Below are 16,076 nucleotides of genomic sequence, written 5' to 3'. Positions count from 1 at the left end.
TTGGCGCATGATCACCGAATCCGCCCGCATCACACCCGACGTCGTCATGCGCCCGGCCACCATGGAGGACGCGGACGGCCTAGCCCGCGCCACTCTGCGCAGCCGCGTTCACCTGGAGCCGTGGGAACCCACCAGGCCCGAGGACTACTTCACCTCGCGCGCACAGTCCGCCCGGCTCCGCAGCCAGCTGGAGGAGAGCCGGGCGGGGCGGGCGGCGCCCTGGGTGCTCGACCGTGACGGGGAGATCGTCGGCACGGTCACCCTGTCCGCCATCGTTCTCGGCCCCCTGCGCAGCGGGAACCTCGGCTACTGGATCGACGTGGACCACATCGGCCGTGGCCTCGCCACCGCCGCGGTGACGTACGCCTGCGCGTCGGCCGACACCGAGCTCGGCCTGCACCGCGTGGAGGCGGGCACCCTCCTCGACAACGTGCCGTCGCAGCGCGTCCTGACCAAGTGCGGCTTCGAGGAGTTCGGTGTCGCGCCGGAGTTCCTGCACATCAACGGCGCCTGGCGCGACCACCGACTCTTCCAGCGGATCCTCAACGACCGCATGCCGTAGAGGACGTCCCCTGGCCGATGCCCCTCAGATGGACGGCGTTCCTCAGACGATGTCCTCCGCGATCTCCGCCTGCTCCCGCTCCGACCCGTACGCGGACGGCGTGCTGTAGGAGCGCCGCGCCACGAACCACCACACCGTGGCGAGCGTCAGCACCACGGCGAGCGCGATCGACGCGTAGTTCATCGTGTCGACCGTCACCGGCGAGACCTGCGGCAGGCAGAACAGGACCGTCACGAAGCCCACCCAGAGCACGGCGATCCAGCCGATGGGCTTGCTCCAGCGCCCGAGGTTCCAGGGGCCCGGCTGGAAGCGGTCGCCCGCGCGCAGCCGCAGGAAGATCGGGATGGCGTACGCGGGTGTGATCCCGATGACGTTGATGGCGGTCACGGCCGTGTACGCGGTCGCCGAGTAGAGGGACGGCAGTGCGATGGCCGCGGCAAGACCGACCGACAGCCACACCGCGGGCACCGGCACCTGGGTGCGGGAGCTGACCCTGCGCCAGATCTTCGAGCCGGGAAGGGCGTTGTCGCGGCTGAACGCGAAGACCATCCGGCTGGCCGCCGCCGTCTCGGCGTTGCCGCAGAACAGCTGCGCCACGATCACGATGAGCAGCAGGGCCGTCGCACCGGACTCACCGAGCGCGTCGATCATGATCTGCGCGGGCGGCACCCCGGTGTCCGTGTCCTGGGTTCCCGCGTAGTCCTGGATCGCGAAGGTCAGTCCGGCGAGCAGGATGAAACCGGCGATCCACGAGGCCCAGATGGCGCGCACGATGCCGCGCGCCGCCGACACGGACGCGTTGGAGGTCTCCTCGGAGAGATGCGCGGACGCGTCGTACCCGGAGAACGTGTACTGCGCGAGGAGCAGGCCGATCGCGGTGACGTAGAGCGGGTTGTCCCACCCGGTGTCGTTCACGAACTCGCCGAAGACGAACGACGGCGACTGGTGGTGGTCCGGCACGATCGCCAGGACGCCCACGATGACCGCGACACCGGCCACGTGCCACCACACGCTGATCGAGTTGAGCAGACTGACCAGACGCACGTTGAAGAGGTTCAGGACGGCGTGCAGCAACAGGATGCAGAGGAAGATCAGGAAGGTCTTCTCCGGCGTCGGCGTGAAGCCGAACTGCAGGTTCAGGAAGGCCCCCGTGAACAGCGCGGCGCCGTAGTCGATGCCCGCTATCGCGCCGAGCAGGCCGAGCAGGTTCAGCCAGCCCGTGTACCAGCCCCAGCGGCGCCCGCCGAGCCGGTCGGCCATGTAGTAGAGGGCCCCCGACGTGGGGTACGCGCTGGTGACCTCGGCGAGCGCGAGGCCCACGCAGAGCACGAAGAGGCCGACGCCCGCCCAGCCCCAGAGCATCACGGCCGGTCCGCCCGTGTTCAGGCCGAAGCCGTACAGGGTCATGCAGCCGGAGAGGATCGAGATGACGGAGAAGCTGATGGCGAAGTTGCCGAAGCCGCCCATCCGGCGCGCCAGGACCGGCTGGTAGCCGAGCTCTCTGAGCCGCTGTTCCTCGTCGGGCATCGGGACTGTGGTCGAGGTGCGGCTCGACCAGGTGGTGCGGGACACGGATGTACCTCCGTCGGGGAGCGGTCGGTCGGGGAGCGGGTGCTGCTGGTGGGGAAGCCGTGGCCGCAGGAGGCGGGCCTCGGTCCGTGAGGGCTTGTGCCTCGGTCCGTGGGGGCTTGTGGCCTCAGCCCGTATCTCGTACGGCGCTCAGACAGCGCGTACGTGCCTGCATGAATGCCTCGGCCGCCGCGTCCGCGTCACCGGGCGACCGTGTGCGGTACGTCCACGGCGCCACGGTGTAGAAGGGATCGAGGACCTCGAACACCCGGGTCGCGTCCTGGAATCGATGCGCGCCCCACAGCGCGTGGGCCAGGTGGCTGAGGTCCAGGAGCGAGGTCGCCGCGGGCAGCGCGTGCTCGAACCACAGGTGCAGCGCGCGCAGGGCGGAGCGCGTCGCGTCCTCCCCTATCCAGTGCAGGTCCAGGGCGTGTTCGCTGCCGCCGTCCTTGCGATACCGCTCGACGCGCACATACAGGGGCAGTACGTGGAGCGCCGAGCCCGCGTGCGCCGAACCGGACGCCCAGTGGGCGAAGTTGACCGCTTCGGTGAGGGGACCTCCGGGGCGGCGGGTGTACGCGAACTGCAGCATCCGGTGGTAGGCCTCGCGGTTGCCCGGGTCTCGCTTGTCGGCCTCGGCCAGCAGATGCCAGGGGCCGGGGAACAGCATCGGCTCGGGAGCCGGCACCCGGTGCTCGTCCCAGCGCTGCCCCTTGTCGAGCTGGGAGAGGGCGAGCAGGCAGACCCACGGCACGGGATCCTCGGGCGACGCGTCGATCGCGGCCCCGCACGCGGCTGCCGCCTCGCGCCACAGCTCGCTGGTGTGACGGTGTCCCGCGCGATGGGCGCGCAGGGTCCGCTCGACCAGGACCCTGGTGTGCAGGACGGTCGCGGCGGCGCTGTGCGGCTCCTCGGCCTGCCAGGCCCTGACCACATCGGAACCGGCGACGGCGGCCGCGAGGATCTGCGTACGTTGCGTCCAGAGACCCCAGTCGGGTGTCGAGTCGAGCAGGTTGCGCGTCGACACCCAGCGACCCGTCTTGAGGTCCTGGAGCACGGCGCGCAACTGTTCGTCGTGGCCCGCCGGGTGGTATACGGGGCGGCCTGACGGAGTGGGCATGAATCCTCTGTGGGGGAGGCGGGCGAATGTAGGGGAGGAGCGGGGTGAAGGTCTCGGCGGGGTGAACTGGCCTGTGGCGGAACGATGTTGTTCGGCGGTCAGTGTAGGTCTGTAACTTCCGTTTACAGGGAGGTTCGTGGTTCTTTTGAGATCGATTTGAGTTCAACTCGGCGCGCCGGTTGGCAATTTGAGAACCAGCCCCGACAGGGCCGGTCCGTGAAGGGGGCCCTTGACGCCTTCCTGGGCGCTGTAGCAGGCTTCCGCGGTGATCACGAATGGCGGAGGACCACGCGGCGAGGCTGTCCTCGCCATCGACCAGGGCACGTCCGGTACGAAGGCTCTCGTCCTCTGTCCGGACCGCGGAGTGATCGGAACCGGCGTCGCGCCCGTACGCCCGCGCCACCTCCCCGGAGGCCTGGTGGAGGTCGACCCCGCGGCGCTGTTCGCCTCGGTCGTCGACGCGGGACACCGCGCCCTGGCCGACGCGGGCGAACCGGTCGCCGCGGTCGGCCTCGCCAACCAGGGCGAGACGGTGCTCGCCTGGGACCCCGCTTCCGGCCGCCCGCTGACCGAGGCGATCGTGTGGCAGGACCGGCGAGCGGAGCCGATCTGCGCGGAACTGGCCCCGTACGCAGAAGAGTTGAGGCACCTGACGGGGCTTCCCCTCGACCCCTACTTCGCCGCACCCAAGATGGCGTGGATACGCCGCCACCTCACCCAGGAGGGCGTCGTCACCACCAGCGACGCCTGGCTGGTCCACCGGCTCACCGGCGAGTTCGTCACCGACGCGGCGACCGCGGGACGTACCCAACTGCTCGACCTGGACGCCGTCACGTGGTCACAGCGCGCCCTCGACGTCTTCGGCCTCGACCACGAGCGGCTGCCGCGCGTCGTCGACGCGGCGGGCCCGGTCGGCACCACGAAGGCCTTCGGACCCGAACTCCCGCTCACCGGCCTCCTCGTGGACCAGCAGGCCGCACTGCTCGCCCAGGACGTGACCGAGCCGGGCACCGCCAAGTGCACGTACGGCACCGGGGCGTTCCTGCTCGCCCAGACCGGCTCCCGCCCTCGTCGGGGCGGGTCCGGCCTGGTCAGCTGTGTCGCCTGGCGACTGGCGGGGGAGACCAGCTACTGCCTCGACGGGCAGGTCTACACGGCCGCGTCCGCCGTCCGCTGGCTCACGGACCTCGGGGTGATCGAGGGGGCGGCGGACCTCGACCTGGTGGGCTCGTCGGTGCCCGACGCCGGCGGTGTCACCTTCGTGCCCGCGCTCGCCGGGCTCGCGGCACCCTGGTGGCGCGGTGACCTGCGCGGCTCGATCACCGGCCTCGGCCTCGACACGGCGCCCGGCCATCTGGTCCGCGCCCTGTGCGAGGGCATAGCGGCGCAGGTCGCATCCCTCGCCGACGCCGTGGCCTCCGACCTGGGCGAGCCCCTGACGAGTCTGCGCGTCGACGGCGGCCTGACCCGCTCGGCCCTCCTGATGCAGACGCAGGCGGACCTGCTCCAAGTCCCGGTCGAGGTATCGGCGTTGCCCGATGTCACGGCCCTCGGCGTGGGCGTGGTCGCTCGCATGGGCCTGGACCCGAAGCTCACGGTGCGTGAAGCTGTCCCGCGCTGGCGGCCCGCCACCGTGTACGAACCGAAGATCGACGCCACGCAGGCCGCCGAGCGCCTCGGCGGCTTCCGCTCGGCGGTCGACCGCCTCCTCGACCGCGCGCCCGTACCGTCGTCATGACCGTCACCGCCAAGGGCCCGCTGCCGTCCGAGCCCTATGACGTGACCGTCGTGGGCGCCGGAGTGGTGGGCTCGGCGATCGCCCGCGAACTCGCCGGACACCATCACCTCCGTGTCGCCCTCGTCGAAGCCTCCGGTGATGTCGGCGACGGCACGTCGAAGGCCAACACCGCGATCCTGCACACCGGTTTCGACGCCGTGCCCGGGTCCCTGGAGTCCCGCCTCGTCCGCGAGGGCCAACGCCTGCTCGCCGCGTACGCGGCGGAGTCCGGCATCCCCGTCGAACCGGTCGGAGCACTGCTGGTCGCCTGGGACGACGACCAACTGAACGCACTGCCGGGCCTGTTGAAGAAGGCGGAGGCGAACGACTACCAAGACGCCCGGATCATCGGCCCGGACGAGGTAAGGGCCCGCGAACCACACCTGGGTCAGGGTGTGTTGGGCGCGCTCGACGTCCCCGGCGAGTCCATCATCTGCCCCTGGACGACGACGCTCGCGTACGCCACTCAAGCCGTGCGCGAAGGAGTGGACCTGCACCTCAACTGCGAGGTGGAGAAGATCAGTTCGTCGGCAGCGCGGAACGGATCCGGCGGAGACTGCCATGAACTGGCCACACCCCGTGGTGTCGTACGCACCCGCTACCTCATCAACGCCGCCGGTCTGCACGCCGACGCGCTCGACCGGAAGCTGCTCGGACGCGGCGAGTTCACGGTGACCCCGCGCCGCGGCCAGCTCATCGTCTTCGACAAGCTCGCCCGTGACCTGGTACGCCACATCCTCCTGCCGGTGCCGACAGCCCTCGGCAAGGGCGTCCTCGTGGCACCGACCGTGTACGGAAACGTCCTTCTCGGCCCCACCGCCGAGGAGTTGGACGACAAGGCGGCGACGGGCACGACGGAGGACGGCCTGGCCCGGCTGCGCGCCAAGGGCGGACGCATCCTGCCCCCGCTGCTCGACGAGGAGGTCACCGCGGTCTACGCCGGGCTGCGGGCGGCCACCGAGCACGACGACTACCAGATCCACGCCGCACCCGATGAGCGCTACATCACCGTCGGCGGCATCCGGTCGACGGGCCTCACCGCGTCGATGGCGATCGCGGAGTACGTCGTCGGCCTCCTCGCCGACGCCGCGGGCGCCGACCTCGACCTGACGGTGGCCGGAAACCTGGACCCCGTGCGCATGCCGAACCTCGGCGAGGCGTTCCCCCGCCCCTACCAACGCGCCGACCTCATCGCGACCGACTCCGCGTACGGCAGCATCGTCTGCCACTGCGAGCGCGTCACCCGCGGAGAGATCAGGGACGCCCTCATCAGCACCGTCCCGCCCGGATCGCTGGACGGCCTGCGGCGCAGGACACGGGCGCGGGGTGGGCGCTGCCAGGGGTTCTACTGCGGGGCCGCGGTGCGTGAACTCTTCGACGGCTGGGGCAAGTCGGGGGCCGCACGGTGAGACGACAGCGGACCGTGGACGTACTCGTCGTCGGCGCGGGCCCCGCGGGACTCGCGGCGGCTTCGGGCCTCGCCATGTCGGGCGAGGTCACCGTGGAGGTCCTCGAACGGGAGGCGCGGGCGGGCGGGGTGCCGCGTCACTGCGGCCACAAGGGGTTCGGGCGCTGGGGAGTGACGGGGCCGCAGTACGCGGAGAACCTCGTCGAGGCCGCGCTCGGCGCCGGAGCGGCGGTAAGGACCGGGGTGACCGCCACCGGATGGGCCGGGCCGCTCTCCGTGGACACGACGGGACCGCACGGCCTGGAACGGATCACCGCGCGCGCCATCGTCCTGGCCACGGGCGCACGGGAACGGCCACGGTCGGCACGGCTCGTGCCCGGGACGCGCCCGGCGGGGGTGTTCACGACAGGGGAGTTGCAGCAGGCGGTCCACGTGTACGGGCAGGAGATCGGGACCCGGGCGGTGGTCGTGGGGGCGGAGCCGGTGAGCTATGCGGCGCTGTCCGCGCTGCGGGGCGCGGGGGTGGAGGTCGCCGCGCTCGTCACGGAGGAGGCGCGGGCGCAGGTGGGCAGGGCGCGGGCCACGGCGGCTCGCCTCGGGCCCGCGCGGGTGCCGCTGGTGACGGGCACGGTGGTGGCCGAACTCCTGGGGCGTGGACGGCTGTCGGGGGTGCGGCTACGGCGTCGTGACGGCCGGGAGAGTGTGCTCACCTGCGACACGGTGGTGTTCACCGGCGACTTCGTCCCCGACCACGAGCTGGCCCGGCGCGGGGGCGTGCTCCTTGATCCCGGGACCCGTGGCCCCGCGGTGGACGGCCTGTTCCGCACGGCCTCGCCCGGGGTCTTCGCGGTGGGCAGTGGGGTGCACGCGGTGGAGCCGGCGCGGGTGGCCGCGGGGGAGGGGGTGCGGGTCGCCGGCGCTGTGCGGGGGCATCTCGGGGGCGCGGTGTGGCCGTGCGGCGCGGTACCGGTGGTGGCCGAGCCCCCACTGCGGTGGGTGGCGCCCAATCGGCTCGCTCCGGGCGCTCCGGGCGGTCGCTTTGTCCTGCGGACGGCGGAGGGTTTGTTCTGTCCGGTGCTGGTGGTGAGGCAGGACGGGCGGTGCTTGTACCGCCAGCGGGTGCTGGGGGCGGCTCTTCCCGACCGGGGGTTGTACCTCTCGGGGAGCTGGGTCGGGAAGGTGGACGCGGGCGGGGGGCCGGTGCGGGTGACGGTCGGCTGAGGCCGTTGTTCCCCCACGGACGGGCTGGAATCCAGCCCGTCCGTGGGGGTCCCCCCTCCTTTTTAAGAGCTTGGGGGAGTTTGAGGACGAACTCGGCGGAGCCGGTGACTGGCGGCACGCGAGGCCCCCGCGCCAGAAACCGCTCTTCCGCCGGGCGGAACCTCCCCGTAGACTAAAAACTAGCAGCGCTAATTTACCGCAAACGATCCGGAGCCGTATCGTGCGCCCAGTCCACTTCGCCGCAGCCCGCCGCACCCCCATCGGCAAACTCCGCGGCACCCTCTCCTCCGTCCGCCCGGACGACCTCGCCGCCACGGTCGTACGCGGCCTCCTCGCGGGGACCCCGGAGCTGGACCCCGCCAGGATCGACGACATCTACTGGGGCGCCGCCAATCAGGCGGGCGAGGACAACCGCAACGTGGCCCGCATGGCGGCCCTCCTTGCCGGCCTCCCGGAATCCGTGCCCGGCGCGACCGTGAACCGGCTCTGCGCCTCCGGCATGGAAGCCGTCACCGCCGCCGCCCGCACCATCGCCTCCGGCGAAGCCGACATCGTCCTCGCGGGCGGCTCCGAGTCGATGAGCCGCGCCCCGTTCGTCCTGCCACGTCCCGACGAAGCGATGCCGCACAAGATGGAGACCGCCGACACCCGCCTCGGATGGCGCCTCGTCAACCCCGCGATGAAGGAACTCCACGGCGTCCTGGCCATGGGGGAGACCGCCGAGGAAGTCGCCGAGCGCTACGGCGTATCCCGCGAACGCCAGGACACCTTCGCGCTCCGCAGCCACCAGCGCGCCGCCGATGCCCGCAAGAACGGCCGCTTCGACGACGAGATCCTCCCCGTCACGCTGCCCGACGGCACCCTCGTCGACCTCGACGAATGCGTCCGCGAGGACACCTCGTACGAGAAGCTCGGCAAGCTGCGCCCTGTCTTCCGCAAGGACGGCACCGTCACCGCGGGCAACGCGTCGCCGATGAACGACGGCGCGGCCGGGCTCCTCCTCGTCAGCGAGGAAGCCCTGAACGAGCTGGGGCTCGAATCCCTCGGACGGTACGTCGCCGGCGCCTCCGCCGGTGTGCATCCCGACGTGATGGGCATCGGGCCCGTGCCGGCCACCCAGAAGGCGCTCACCCGCGTCGGCTGGTCCATCGGCGACCTCCAAGAGGCCGAGTTCAACGAGGCGTTCGCGGCCCAGGCGCTCGCCTGCGTCGACGCCCTCGGCATCGACCCGGAGCTGGTGAACCCGACCGGCGGGGCCATCGCCCTGGGCCACCCCCTCGGCTGCTCGGGCGCCCGCATCCTCACCACGCTGCTGCACCGCATGCGCCGCACCGGCGCGGCCCGCGGCCTCGCCACGATGTGCGTGGGCGTCGGCCAGGGCAGCGCGCTGCTCGTCGAACGCGGCTGAACCCCTCCCTCAAGGCCGCACGCACAGCTGCACGGAACGCAAGGAAACGGAGCACCACCCATGGCCACGCTGTCCCTCGCCGCGATCCTCGCCGAGCCCGCCCGCCGCCGACCGGACCGCATCGCCCTCGTCGAGGGCGAACTCCGGTTCTCCTTCGGCGAGTTGTGGGAGCAGGCCCGCGCACAGGCGGCCGCGCTGGTGGAGCTCGGAGTGCGGCCGGGGGACCGGGTGGCCCTGATGGCGCCGAACACCGCCGAGTTCCCGCGCGCCTACTACGCGATCCTCGCCGCCGGCGGCGTCGTCGTCCCCGTACACCTCCTGCTCTCCGCCGAGGAGGTCGAGCACGTCCTGCGGGACAGCGGCGCCACCCTGCTGCTGTGCCATCCAGCGCAGGCCGAGACGGGCAAGGCCGCTGCCGTCGCCACCGGCGTACGCATGCTGACCCTCGGCGCGGACGGCGAGCTCGAGGCCTTGGCGCACGCGGCCGAGCCGCTTCCCAGCTACGTCACCCGTGAGGCCGACGACCCCGCCGTCGTCTTCTACACCAGCGGCACCACGGGCGTCCCCAAGGGCGCCGTGCTCAGCCACCTCAACCTGGTGATGAACGCGACCGTCTGCGCCTTCGACGCCCACGACGTGCGCGCCGACGACATCGCGCTCGGCGCGCTCCCGCTCTTCCACGCGTTCGGCCAGACCGTCTCCATGAACGCGACCTGGCGCGCGGGCGCGACTCTCGTGCTGCTGCCGCGCTTCGACGCCGCGCGGGCCATCGAGCTGATGGCGGCGGAGGGCGTCAACACCTTCCACGGGGTGCCGACCATGTACGTGAACCTCGTCGCCGCCGCGGCCACGCTCCCCGGGCTGCCCACGCTGCGGCTCGCGGTCTCGGGCGGCGCCTCGCTGCCCGTCGCCGTACTGGAACGCTTCGAGGAGGCCTTCGGCGTACCGGTCTACGAGGGGTACGGGCTCTCCGAGACCTCGCCCACCGCCTCCGTGAACCAGCCCGTCTTCGGCACCAAGGCGGGCAGCATCGGCCACCCGCTGTGGGGCGTGGACGTGGAGATCGCCCGCGCCGACGTCGAGGGGCGGATCGAGCTGCTTCCCACGGGGGAGCTGGGGGAGGTCGTGGTCCGCGGCCACAACGTCTTCTCCGGCTACCTCGGGCGCCCGGAGGCGACCGCCGAGGCCGTCGTCGACGGCTGGTTCCGCACCGGGGACCTCGGCACCAAGGACGCCGACGGGTTCCTCGCGATCGTCGACCGCAAGAAGGACGTCATCATCCGCGGCGGCTTCAACGTCTACCCGCGCGAGGTCGAGGAGGTACTCATGCGCCACCCGGAGATCGCGCACGTGGCCGTGATCGGCTTCCCGGACGACGTGCACGGCGAGGAGATCTGCGCGGTCGTCGTCGCGGCGCCGGGATCCGCGCCGGATGCCGCGCAGATCACCGCGTGGTCCAAGGAGCACCTGGGCCGCCACAAGTACCCGCGCCGCGTGGAGTTCACCGGCGAACTGCCGCTCGGCCCCAGCATGAAGGTCCTCAAGCGCGAGCTGCGCGTCACCTACGGCGGGGCCTAGGACCACCGGCCGGGGCGTCCAGGATGTGGCCGCCCCGGACGGCGCGGAGATAGTTGGGCCTAGCATCGGTTCCCGGCATGGACATATCTCTGATGGACCTATCCCTCTGGGAATTCGCCGCGCTCGCCGCGGCCGCGGTGCTCGTCGGCTTCTCGAAGACCGCCGTCAGCGGGGCCAACACGGTCAGCCTCGCCGTCTTCGCCGCGGTCCTGCCGGCCCGCGAGTCGACCGGCGTCCTGCTGCCGATCCTCATCGCGGGCGACGTACTGGCCGTCCTCACCTACCGTCGGCACGCCCACTGGCCCACCCTGTGGCGGCTGTTCCCCGCCGTCGCGGGCGGCGTGGTCGTGGGCACGGTCTTCTTGATGTGGGCCGACGACGCCATCGTCCGTACGTCGATCGGGGCGATCCTGCTCCTGATGGCGGCGGTCACGCTGTGGCGCCGCAGGGCGCCCACGGGCGAGGCGGAGGTGCTATCGCCATCGCGCGGCGCCCGGCTCAAGGCGCCCTCCTACGGAGTGCTCGGCGGCTTCACCACCATGGTCGCCAACGCGGGCGGCCCGGTCATGTCGATGTATCTCCTCTCGGCGGGCTTCCGGAAGCTGAGTTTCCTGGGGACCTCGGCGTGGTTCTTCCTCATCGTCAACACCTCCAAGGTCCCCTTCAGCGTGGGCCTCGGCCTGATCGACGCGCACTCGCTCCTTCTCGACGCGGCACTGGTGCTGTTCGTCGTCCCGGGCGCACTCATCGGCAAGGCCGCCGTACACCGGATCAATCAGCGCCTCTTCGAGCAACTGGTCATCGGGGCCACGGTGCTCGGCGGCCTCCAACTGCTGCTGCGCTGATGGCCGGGCACAGGAGGTGACCGCTACGCCTTGCCCAACGGGACCGGCTGCCTCGCCTCGGGAGCAAGGCCGTGCTCCAGGTCCTCCACGAGCAGCCGCTTCGCGATCGCGTCGACCGCTTTGACGAGGTCCTGGTCCGCGGGACGGCCGCTGTCCTTCTCCACCTGCTCGCCCAGCCACTTGGCCCACGCCTTGCCGATCACGTCGGCCTCGCGTTCACCCGCGGGGGTGTGGGAGAACAGCAGGCCGGAACGGGTGAGGAAGCCCTCCTCGACCATGCGGTCGAAGACCGGCACCAGGACCTCCGCCGGCAGTTGCCGCCGGGCGGCGATCAGGCTGAGACTTGCGTGACCGACCATCCGGTCGAACAGCGACACCTGCATCACGGCCCACGCCCCGGCCATGTCGAGCCGGGTGTCGGACCCGCTGATGACACGGCGTGCGGTGTCCATGCCGGTCTTGCGGATGATGTTCCCGACCGCCAGCTCGAGCACTTGGTCCGGGCTGCCGCTCGACGTCGGCGACGCGAAGCCCTCGCCCATGTCCGATGAACTCATCCGTGCGCTGTCCCGCAGCTGCACCTGCTTGAGGAAGAGGGCCACCACGAACCCGAGCAGCGCCACGGGCACCGTCCAGAGGAACACGGTGTGCAGCGTGTCGGCGTACGCCTTGATGATGGGCGCGGCCGTTTCGGCGGGCAGGTCGTGCAGCCCCTGCGGACTCTGCGCGGCCTTGGCCACCGCGGCGGGATCGGCGCCGCCCGTCCTGGCCGCCGCCGCGACCCCGTCCTCCAGGTTCGGTTTCAGCGTGTTCGCGTAGATGGTGCCGAACACGGCGGTGCCGAAGGAGCTGCCGAGCGTACGGAAGAAGGTGACGCCGGAGGTCGCCGTGCCCAGGTCCGAGTAGACGACGGTGTTCTGCACGGCGATCGTCAGGACCTGCATGCAGAGCCCGATACCGGTACCGAGGACGAACATGTACAGCGACTCGAGCCACGTGCTGGTCTCACTGCCCATGAGCGAGAGCAGATAGAGCCCGAACGCCATCACCAAGGCACCAATGATGGGAAAGATCCGATACTTCCCGGTCTTGCTGACCACGTTGCCGCTGAAGATCGAAGCGATGAGCAGCCCGATCACCATGGGCAGCGTCCGCACGCCCGAGATCGTGGCCGAGTCCCCGTCGACGTACTGCAGATAGGTCGGCAGGAACGTCATCGCGCCGAGCATCGCGAAGCCGACGATGAAGCTGAGGATCGAGCAGACCGTGAAGACGGGATTGGCGAACAGACGCATCGGCAGCATCGGTTCGGCGGCCCGCGTCTCGACCACACAGAACAGCGCGAGCGCGATCGCGCCGCCCACGAACAGCGCGATGATGGTGCCCGAACCCCACGCGTACTGGTTGCCGCCCCAACTCGTCGCCAGAATCAGCGCGCTGGCGCCGATCGCGACGAACGCGATGCCGAGATAGTCGATGACGGGGCGGACCGCCGACTTCACGACCGGGATCGTGCGGGCCGCGGCGATCACCACGACGATCGCGATCGGTACGTTGACGTAGAAGGCCCAGCGCCAGGTCAGATGGTCGGTGAAGAGCCCGCCGAGCAACGGCCCGATGACGGTGGCCACGCCGAACACGGCGCCGATCGCCCCTTGGTACTTGCCGCGCTCGCGCAGCGGGATGACATCGGCGATCAACGCCATCGAGGTCACCATGAGCCCGCCGGCGCCGATGCCCTGCAGGGCGCGCCAGGCGATGAGCAGCGTCATGTTCGTCGAGAGCCCGCACAGGAACGAGCCGGTGATGAAGACGATCGCCGACACCTGAAAGACGATCTTCCGCCCGAAGAGATCGCCGAACTTCCCGACGAGCACCGTGGCGACGGTCTCCGCGAGCAGATACGACGTCACGACCCACGACATGTGCTCGGCGCCGCCCAGATCCGCCACGATCGTGGGCAGCGCGGTGCCCACGATGGTCTGGTCGAGTGCGGCGAGCAGCATCCCCAGCATGATCGTCACGAAGACGATGTTGCGGCGGCGCTTGTCCAGGACGGGCGGCCCCTGGGCAGGGGCCTCGGCGGCGGCCTCGGCGGTGGTGGTCACACGGTCACCCTCACACCGCGTCCGGGCCCGTGCATGTGGGGCCGGTCCGTCCGATGACGGGCGGGTGAGCGGCCTGCCGAGCGGCGTGCCAAGGGGCCTGCCGAGAGGCCTGCCCCAATGGCTCAGTCCAGATTGCGGCGCAGTAGATAGGTGTCCATGATCCAGCCCTTGCGCTCGCGCGCCTCGGCCCGGAGGGCCTCGATGCGGGGAGCGGCTTCGTCGAGGGGCCCGGAGACGAGGATCTCGTCGCGGGTCCCGATATAGGCACCCCAGTAGATGTACATGTCGCCCGCGTAGGCAGCTTGCTCTTGGCTGAGGTACTGCCGAAAGGCCTGATGAGCATCAAGCATCACCACGACATCGTCGACGCCCTCGGGAAAACCGCCGTCGGCGAGGCGGCGCCCGGTGGTGATCTGCACGGGGCGCCCGACGCGGTTCAGGCCGGTGCGGTGCTTCGCGGCGAGCGAGGAGACACTGCTGATGCCCGGCACGACGTCGTACGAGAAGTCCACCGCACCCCGGTCGAGGATCTCCTCCAGAATCCCGAGGGTGCTGTCGTACAGTGCGGGATCGCCCCACACCAGAAACGCGCCGCACTCGTCCGCGCCCAGCTCATCGACGATCATCCGCTCACAGACATCCGCACGGCGGCTGCGCCAGTCCACGACGGCGGGGGAGTATTTCGCGCCGTCGGCCTTCCGGTCGCGTGCGGGATCCCGAGCCTCGACGACGCGGTAGCCGCCGTCGGCGCGGTGCGCGTCGAGGAGATCGCGCCGCAGCTGGACGAGATCGTCCTTCTCCTCACCCTTGTCGAGGATGAAGAACACGTCGGTGCTCTCCATGGCCTTGACGGCTTGCAGGGTCAACTGGTCGGGGTCGCCCGCACCGATGCCGATGACATGAATCCTTCGCACGCCGAAAGTCTGCCGTACGGGACTGATGCGGCATTCCCTGGGAGGGCCATCCGCGGGCCCGGCCGCGCGGAGTCACACCCGCCCGCCGTCGCCTTCGCTCTCCCCACGCAGCCGCGGCGCGTGCTCGGCCGCGTCCACGGTCGGCCCATCGCCCTTCAGGGACTGCGCCAACTGCTGTGCCCACACCACGAGTCCGTCCACGTCGATCCCGTACGGCCGCTCCCCCCACTTCCCCGCGCCGATGGCACCCGCCCCCCTGAGCAGCAGCCGGGCTCCGCCCGTGATGTTGCCGCGGGCCGAGTGGGTCAGCCCGACGGCAAGCTGCGCGAGCCCCTTCCACAGGTCACGCTCGTCATCGGGCCCCGACTTCCAGGCGTCCTCGAAGACCTCGTGCGCGTGAAAGGGCCGCCCGGCGTCGAGCAGGGCCTGCGCCTGAACGACCGTCTCCTCGGGCGTACGCGTGACGCCTTCCGGCTGCCGTGCGACGCCTTCGGTGCCATAGGGCAACGGCCGCCCGAGCCCATCACGAGGCCGCGCGTTGCGGGCCCGCCCTTCGTCGTCACGGTCACGGCCACGGGCACGGTCACTGTCATCGGGTCGAGGTGCGGTGCTCATACGGCGATTGTCCCTCGCCAGACGTCCGGAGGGCGGAGCGGACCACCCCCGGAGGTGGGGTAAAGTTCTGTTTGCGCGATCACGCGGAACACCGCGGGGCACGCGCATCGGGACGTGGCGCAGCTTGGTAGCGCACTTGACTGGGGGTCAAGGGGTCGCAGGTTCAAATCCTGTCGTCCCGACGGAAACGTCGCAGGTAGGGGTCACCTTCGGGTGGCCCCTACTTCGTGTTTGGGAGCGAATTTGGGAGCGGGGATGCGCTGGGAGCCGCTCCCTGTGCTCCCAGGGAGAGGGCATCTGGGAGCGACGTCAACCGGCGGTCGACCGCGGGTCACCCGATCCGGTCGCTCCCGCGGAGAATCTGCGCTGCGTGTCGTGGCGGGGGCGTCAAGGGGTTTCACCCTTCGCCCCCTTGTCCGAATACCGGTCAAGGGGTCGTGCTCCCACTCGACCCCTTGACGGCTTTTACCGACCCCTTGTCTGTGTTGACTCCATGTCTTGGTGCACACGGCATCCAGAGGTTGAACGCGGTAGCGAGATGCTGTGCAGGTCGTCGGCGGGGAGGGGCTGGGGCGACTGCTCCTGTGAGTCCCCTTGACGGGGCGCGAGTGGACGTTGGTGTCTGTAGGCTGCTGTACGGAGACGCTGGTGGTAGGCGCGCTTCCGGGCATGGGAGGGTCTGCCGCGGAGCTGGATCTCCGCTCTGTTGTAGAGCGCTGACGGTGCGGGTGCGAGGAACGCTGCTTGCCTCTGGACGGTGCGCTCGACGTCAACGGAGCGTCCCTGCCGTTGCGGGAAGCACATCGGCAGGAGCTTTTCGTGGGTTTCGTCAGGTGAGGGAGACGTCACTAGGCGATCGGTGCGGCCACCGGCCTGAGACCGCAGCACGTAGCCGACGCGGCGATCGCCTACTGTGCCGCTCACCTACGGCGTAACGGGAAACTGCCGAAG

Annotated in this window: 12 protein-coding genes and 1 tRNA gene; 8 read left to right on the top strand and 5 right to left on the bottom strand. The window is 70.7% G+C overall.

The window, feature by feature from the left end:
* Positions 1–7 precede the first annotated feature (7 nt).
* Positions 8–562 (top strand): GNAT family N-acetyltransferase, encoded by a 555-nt coding sequence (locus tag AC5P1C_RS26930; RefSeq protein WP_493868509.1) that lies wholly within the window; start codon positions 8–10, stop codon positions 560–562.
* Positions 563–604: 42 nt separating this feature from the next.
* Here the strand turns inward: AC5P1C_RS26930 and AC5P1C_RS26925 are convergent, their stop codons facing one another.
* Together AC5P1C_RS26925 and AC5P1C_RS26920 are read right to left on the bottom strand one after the other, a co-directional pair.
* Entirely contained in the window at positions 605–2,089 is a 1,485-nt protein-coding gene (locus tag AC5P1C_RS26925; RefSeq protein WP_493868594.1) for an amino acid permease, read from the bottom strand.
* A gap of 169 nt (positions 2,090–2,258) precedes the next feature.
* The gene (locus AC5P1C_RS26920) at positions 2,259–3,251 is read right to left on the bottom strand and encodes a hypothetical protein (protein ID WP_493868508.1); all 993 of its coding nucleotides are present in this window, start codon (positions 3,249–3,251) and stop codon (positions 2,259–2,261) included.
* Positions 3,252–3,516: 265 nt separating this feature from the next.
* Here AC5P1C_RS26920 and AC5P1C_RS26915 point away from each other — a divergent pair, with 265 nt between their 5' ends.
* The 6 genes from AC5P1C_RS26915 to AC5P1C_RS26890 all read left to right on the top strand — a co-directional run bounded on the left by AC5P1C_RS26915 (position 3,517) and on the right by AC5P1C_RS26890 (position 11,488).
* Positions 3,517–4,989 (top strand): FGGY family carbohydrate kinase, encoded by a 1,473-nt coding sequence (locus AC5P1C_RS26915; RefSeq protein ID WP_493868507.1) that lies wholly within the window; start codon positions 3,517–3,519, stop codon positions 4,987–4,989.
* Positions 4,986–6,437: an FAD-dependent oxidoreductase gene (locus AC5P1C_RS26910; protein WP_493868506.1), complete on the top strand. Its 1,452-nt coding sequence runs from the start codon at positions 4,986–4,988 to the stop codon at positions 6,435–6,437. Before AC5P1C_RS26915 ends, AC5P1C_RS26910 begins: the two co-directional genes overlap by 4 nt.
* Positions 6,434–7,657, top strand: a complete 1,224-nt coding sequence (locus tag AC5P1C_RS26905) for an FAD-dependent oxidoreductase (RefSeq protein ID WP_493868505.1) — start codon at positions 6,434–6,436, stop codon at positions 7,655–7,657. The genes AC5P1C_RS26910 and AC5P1C_RS26905 overlap by 4 nt, the downstream gene beginning before the upstream one ends.
* Before the next feature lie 220 nt (positions 7,658–7,877).
* The gene (locus AC5P1C_RS26900) at positions 7,878–9,065 is read left to right on the top strand and encodes a thiolase family protein (RefSeq protein WP_493868504.1); all 1,188 of its coding nucleotides are present in this window, start codon (positions 7,878–7,880) and stop codon (positions 9,063–9,065) included.
* A gap of 60 nt (positions 9,066–9,125) precedes the next feature.
* Positions 9,126–10,643: a long-chain-fatty-acid--CoA ligase gene (locus tag AC5P1C_RS26895; protein WP_493868503.1), complete on the top strand. Its 1,518-nt coding sequence runs from the start codon at positions 9,126–9,128 to the stop codon at positions 10,641–10,643.
* A 77-nt stretch (positions 10,644–10,720) separates the two neighbouring features.
* Positions 10,721–11,488, top strand: coding sequence for a sulfite exporter TauE/SafE family protein (locus AC5P1C_RS26890; protein WP_493868502.1), 768 nt, complete (start codon positions 10,721–10,723; stop codon positions 11,486–11,488).
* 23 nt (positions 11,489–11,511) lie between these two features.
* On the opposite strand, the gene AC5P1C_RS26885 is transcribed toward AC5P1C_RS26890, so the two are convergent.
* The 3 genes from AC5P1C_RS26885 to AC5P1C_RS26875 form a co-directional block, all read right to left on the bottom strand.
* The gene (locus AC5P1C_RS26885; protein ID WP_493868501.1) at positions 11,512–13,596 is read right to left on the bottom strand and encodes an MDR family MFS transporter; all 2,085 of its coding nucleotides are present in this window, start codon (positions 13,594–13,596) and stop codon (positions 11,512–11,514) included.
* 122 nt (positions 13,597–13,718) lie between these two features.
* Positions 13,719–14,510 (bottom strand): precorrin-6A synthase (deacetylating), encoded by a 792-nt coding sequence (gene cobF / locus AC5P1C_RS26880; RefSeq protein ID WP_493868500.1) that lies wholly within the window; start codon positions 14,508–14,510, stop codon positions 13,719–13,721.
* 72 nt (positions 14,511–14,582) lie between these two features.
* Positions 14,583–15,125, bottom strand: a complete 543-nt coding sequence (locus AC5P1C_RS26875; protein ID WP_493868499.1) for a DUF309 domain-containing protein — start codon at positions 15,123–15,125, stop codon at positions 14,583–14,585.
* A gap of 108 nt (positions 15,126–15,233) precedes the next feature.
* Between AC5P1C_RS26875 and AC5P1C_RS26870 the strand changes: the two genes are divergently transcribed.
* A tRNA-Pro gene (locus AC5P1C_RS26870) sits at positions 15,234–15,307 on the top strand.
* Positions 15,308–16,076 lie beyond the last annotated feature (769 nt).

The sequence above is a fragment of the Streptomyces sp. A18 genome (assembly GCF_059026065.1).
Note: the sequence above shows the minus strand (reverse complement) of the source record. Positions and strands in the feature narration are given on the sequence as shown.

Excerpts from the sequence above, each read along its gene's own strand:
- AC5P1C_RS26930 (WP_493868509.1), top strand. The coding sequence starts at position 8 with ATGATCACCGAATCCGCCCGCATCACACCCGACGTCGTCATGCGCCCG.
- AC5P1C_RS26925 (WP_493868594.1), bottom strand. The coding sequence starts at position 2,089 with ATGCCCGACGAGGAACAGCGGCTCAGAGAGCTCGGCTACCAGCCGGTC.
- AC5P1C_RS26920 (WP_493868508.1), bottom strand. The coding sequence starts at position 3,251 with ATGCCCACTCCGTCAGGCCGCCCCGTATACCACCCGGCGGGCCACGAC.
- AC5P1C_RS26910 (WP_493868506.1), top strand. The coding sequence starts at position 4,986 with ATGACCGTCACCGCCAAGGGCCCGCTGCCGTCCGAGCCCTATGACGTG.
- AC5P1C_RS26895 (WP_493868503.1), top strand. The coding sequence starts at position 9,126 with ATGGCCACGCTGTCCCTCGCCGCGATCCTCGCCGAGCCCGCCCGCCGC.
- AC5P1C_RS26890 (WP_493868502.1), top strand. The coding sequence starts at position 10,721 with ATGGACATATCTCTGATGGACCTATCCCTCTGGGAATTCGCCGCGCTC.
- AC5P1C_RS26875 (WP_493868499.1), bottom strand. The coding sequence starts at position 15,125 with ATGAGCACCGCACCTCGACCCGATGACAGTGACCGTGCCCGTGGCCGT.